Annotated in this window: 5 protein-coding genes; 2 read left to right on the forward strand and 3 right to left on the reverse strand. The window is 71.9% G+C overall.

Annotation, left to right across the window (positions count from 1 at the left end; translation table 11 throughout):
* Positions 1-265, forward strand: a 265-nt coding sequence (locus tag EIO58_RS14860) for a response regulator transcription factor (protein ID WP_164861742.1), incomplete at its 5' end; no start/stop codon positions are given.
* 103 nt (positions 266-368) lie between these two features.
* Here the strand turns inward: EIO58_RS14860 and EIO58_RS18925 are convergent.
* A complete protein-coding gene (locus EIO58_RS18925; protein WP_164861743.1) occupies positions 369-530 on the reverse strand; it encodes a hypothetical protein in 162 nt (53 codons plus the stop codon).
* Between the two features lies 1 nt (position 531).
* On the reverse strand, positions 532-1,053 hold the full coding sequence (locus EIO58_RS14865) for a DUF6325 family protein (protein ID WP_240658904.1): 522 nt from the start codon (positions 1,051-1,053) through the stop codon (positions 532-534).
* Between the two features lie 262 nt (positions 1,054-1,315).
* Here EIO58_RS14865 and EIO58_RS14870 point away from each other — a divergent pair, with 262 nt between their 5' ends.
* Entirely contained in the window at positions 1,316-2,362 is a 1,047-nt protein-coding gene (locus EIO58_RS14870) for an ATP-dependent DNA ligase (RefSeq protein ID WP_127820174.1), read from the forward strand.
* Between the two features lie 8 nt (positions 2,363-2,370).
* Here the strand turns inward: EIO58_RS14870 and EIO58_RS18930 are convergent.
* A partial coding sequence (locus EIO58_RS18930) for a hypothetical protein (protein ID WP_164861744.1) occupies positions 2,371-3,312 on the reverse strand: 942 nt, incomplete at its 5' end.

Raw genomic sequence — 3,312 nt, forward strand, 5'->3', positions numbered from 1 at the left:
CGTGGCCCGGTGGGCCGACGAGCTCGCCGCGCGCGCGGGTCTGGGCGCCGACGCCGACTCGGGCATCGCCACGGCGCTCGCGTCGCTGACCCCTCGCGAGCGCCAGGTTCTCGAGCTCGTCGCCGAGGGGCTCACCAACGCGCAGATCGGGCGACGGCTGTTCATCAGCCCCAAGACGGCGTCCGTGCACGTGTCGGCGATCCTCGCCAAGATCGGCGCCGCGAACCGCGCCGAGGCGGCGGCCCTGTACACGGCCGCCACCTGACCGCCGACGGAACGACTGTTCCCTACGCCCTCCACGCGGCGCTGGCGCAGCAGGGAGCCTCCGGGCGTGGGGCTCAGCCGCGACTCGGGGCCGCGGCATCCGTTCACGCGTGTGAGGGTCGTTGCTCAGAAGCGGCGTCCCGCCGATCCTGACGGCGGTCGATGCCGTTCGAGACGACCTTCGCGGTGCCGACGACCGCCGCGGTGCGCGCGACCGGGCGGCCGATCATTCCGACGCGTCCGACGCGTCCGATTCCGATGGGCATGTCATTCTCCTTCGTTCGACATCGACGCGATGAGCGCCTGGGTCGGGATCCGGCCAGAGGCGATGAGCTGACCCCCGTTGCGGCGCACGGCCACGGCGAAGGGCGCCGCCCACGTGTTCTCCCACACCAGGACGCCCGCCGTGCTGCCCGGCTCCATCGCCGCGGCGATGTGGACGAGGTCCTCCTCGGCGAGCACCTCCGCCAGCGTCGCCTCGATCGTGCCGAGCAGGCCCAGGTCGTCGAGGTCGTCGAACTCGTCGACCTCGATCGAGCCGTCTTCGTTCTTGTGCACGATCACGAGGTCGAGGACGCGCACGGTGCCGCCCGCGACCAGCAGGGCGAGCTCCTCTGCCGCCTCACCCGTGAAGGTGCTCTGGCCCGCAGGGAACTCGACGACGATGTAGTCGATGGGTCCCAGCTCGTCGTCTGCCTGGATCATCTCCGCCACCGCCAGATCGGCGGCGACCTCGAGCTCGTCAACCGTCGCGGCGAGAGCCTCGCCGTCGTTCTCTGTCTCTGCCATGGTGTCCCTCTCGTTCGCTGCGGTCACGCTCAGTCTCATGCGACGGATGCCGTCGGGCAATGCTCTTCTCACCCCGCCCGGCAGAGTTCACGCGATCTGCGTGACCTGGTCGCGCGGGCAGCTCGGGCTCCTGCCGATACAGGTGATCTGGCGAGAACAGGACGATCGCATGCCATTTCCTCCTGCGTCCGCCAGAACACCTGTTCTGGGCGACGGATGCCGGGGCTCGCGGGTGTCGGCAGGGCGCGGCAGGATGGAGCCCATGCCGTACGAGATCCCCGCGCCGATGCTCGCCAAGTCCGTGCCGGAGGTGCCCGATGCGGCCAAAGTGCCGGCGGGGCTCAGCTACGAGCCGAAGTGGGACGGCTTCCGCGCGCTCATCTCGTGGGACGGAGAGGAGGTCGAGATCGGGTCGCGCGGCGCGAAACCGCTGACGCGCTACTTCCCCGAGCTGGTCGACGCCTTCGCACGGCTCCTGCCCGAGCCGTGCCTGCTCGACGGCGAGATCGTCGTGCCCGTCGACCGCGACGGCCGGCGGCGGCTCGACTGGGAGTCGCTGTCGCAACGCATCCACCCTGCGGCATCCCGGGTCGACATGCTCGCCGAGCAGACTCCGGCGATGTTCATCGCGTTCGACCTGCTCGCCGTCGGTGACCGCGACCTGCAGCACGAGCCGTTCGCAACGCGCCGCGAGACTCTCGTCGAGCTGTTGCGCGACGTGCCCGACCCCGTCCACGTCACCCGCACCACCGACGACCCCGACCTCGCCCGCCGGTGGCTCGCCGAATTCGAGGGAGCCGGCCTCGACGGCGTCGTGGCCAAGCCGCTCGACCAGCCGTACGCGCCGGGCAAGCGCACGATGTTCAAGATCAAGCACGCGCGGACGGCGGACGTCGTGGCGCTGGGGTATCGCATCCACAAGTCGGGCGAGGGCGTCGGATCGCTGCTCGTCGGCCTGTACGGCGACGACGGCACGCTCTACCCCGTCGGCGGCGTCGCGGCGTGGAGCAACGCCCGCCGGCTCGAGCTCATCGACGAGCTGGCGCCGCTGGTGGAACGGGATGCCTCGGGCGAGGCGCTGCGCGGAGAAGGAGAGAAGTCCCGGTTCCAGGCCGGCCGCGCGGACTCCTCGTTCGTGCGGCTGCGCCCGGAGCGGGTGCTCGAAGTGCGGTACGACCAGCTCGAGGGGTGGCGGTTCCGTCACACCGTCCAGTTCGAGCGCTGGCGCCCCGACCGCGACCCGCGTTCGTGCACGTACGAGCAGCTCGAGGTGATCGCAGCGTATGACCTCGCCGACGTCCTCGTCTGAGCGTTCGGTCAGATGAGCTGCGCGACCGCCCAGCGCAGATCGCCCTCGCGACCGCGCGCGATCGCGGAATCCCATTCCGCGAGCCCCAGTTCGGCGGCCGCGCGCTCGCGGAAGGGGGCCGCGTAGGAGCCGTCCGAAGCCACGGGGTGGAACCCGAACCGGGGACCGAGCGCGTCCACCGCTCCGAAGAGCTCCGCCGCACGCCGGTGCTCGCCGAGCTCGACCAGCGCGACCGCGTACGCGCTGACGGCGGCGACTGTGCTTGTGGCGTCCTCGCGCTCGGCCGAGCGCAGCGCACCCGTCCTCAGCATCCCCATCGCGTCGCGCGGCCGTCCCACCTGGGTGAGCACCTTGCCGGTGACGTAGCACGTCGAGGCCACTGCCCAGGTGTGCCCGGTCTCGGTGGCGAGCCGGAACGCCTGCTCGAGCGAGTCGAGGGCTTGAGCGGGTCGCCCCATGACCCGGAGGGCGTCGCCGCGGATGTACAGGTGGTCGACGACCGCCCACACCCGATCGTCCGCGAGCCGTTCGCGGTGCCGTTGCGCCTCGGCGAGCTCCCACTCGGCGCGATCGAGGGCGTCGCCGACAGCCGCGATCGACGCCTGCACCGTGTGGGCGATCATCGGCAGCGCCGGGTCTTCGGCGTGTTCGGCGGTGGCGGAGAATCGCTCCATGGTCCGCAGCGTCGCCAGCGGGTCGCCCGCCACCGAGCGCATGAACGCCGCCGCATGCAGCGCGGTGGCCTCGGCGTCGGGCAAGGGCGGCCCGGGCAGAGCGAGCACCCGTTCGATGATGGCGGTGGCCTCCTGCCCGCTCCCCCGCTCGTACCAGTGCCACGCGAGCGCGGCGACGAGGCGGACCGCGGTGGCACGGTCGCCCCAGCGGATGAGCCGGCGGCACGCGTCGTCGAGGTCGGCGCGGTTGGCGGCGAGGGCGGCGCGGGCGCGTCG

It is taken from the genome of Microbacterium sp. CPCC 204701, assembly GCF_004010105.1.
Lineage (GTDB): Bacteria > Actinomycetota > Actinomycetes > Actinomycetales > Microbacteriaceae > Microbacterium.

Bases quoted from the DNA above. Each gene is read 5' to 3' on its own strand.
- EIO58_RS18925 (WP_164861743.1), bottom strand. From the start codon at position 530: ATGCCCATCGGAATCGGACGCGTCGGACGCGTCGGAATGATCGGCCGC.
- EIO58_RS14865 (WP_240658904.1), bottom strand. From the start codon at position 1,053: ATGGCAGAGACAGAGAACGACGGCGAGGCTCTCGCCGCGACGGTTGAC.
- EIO58_RS14870 (WP_127820174.1), top strand. From the start codon at position 1,316: ATGCCGTACGAGATCCCCGCGCCGATGCTCGCCAAGTCCGTGCCGGAG.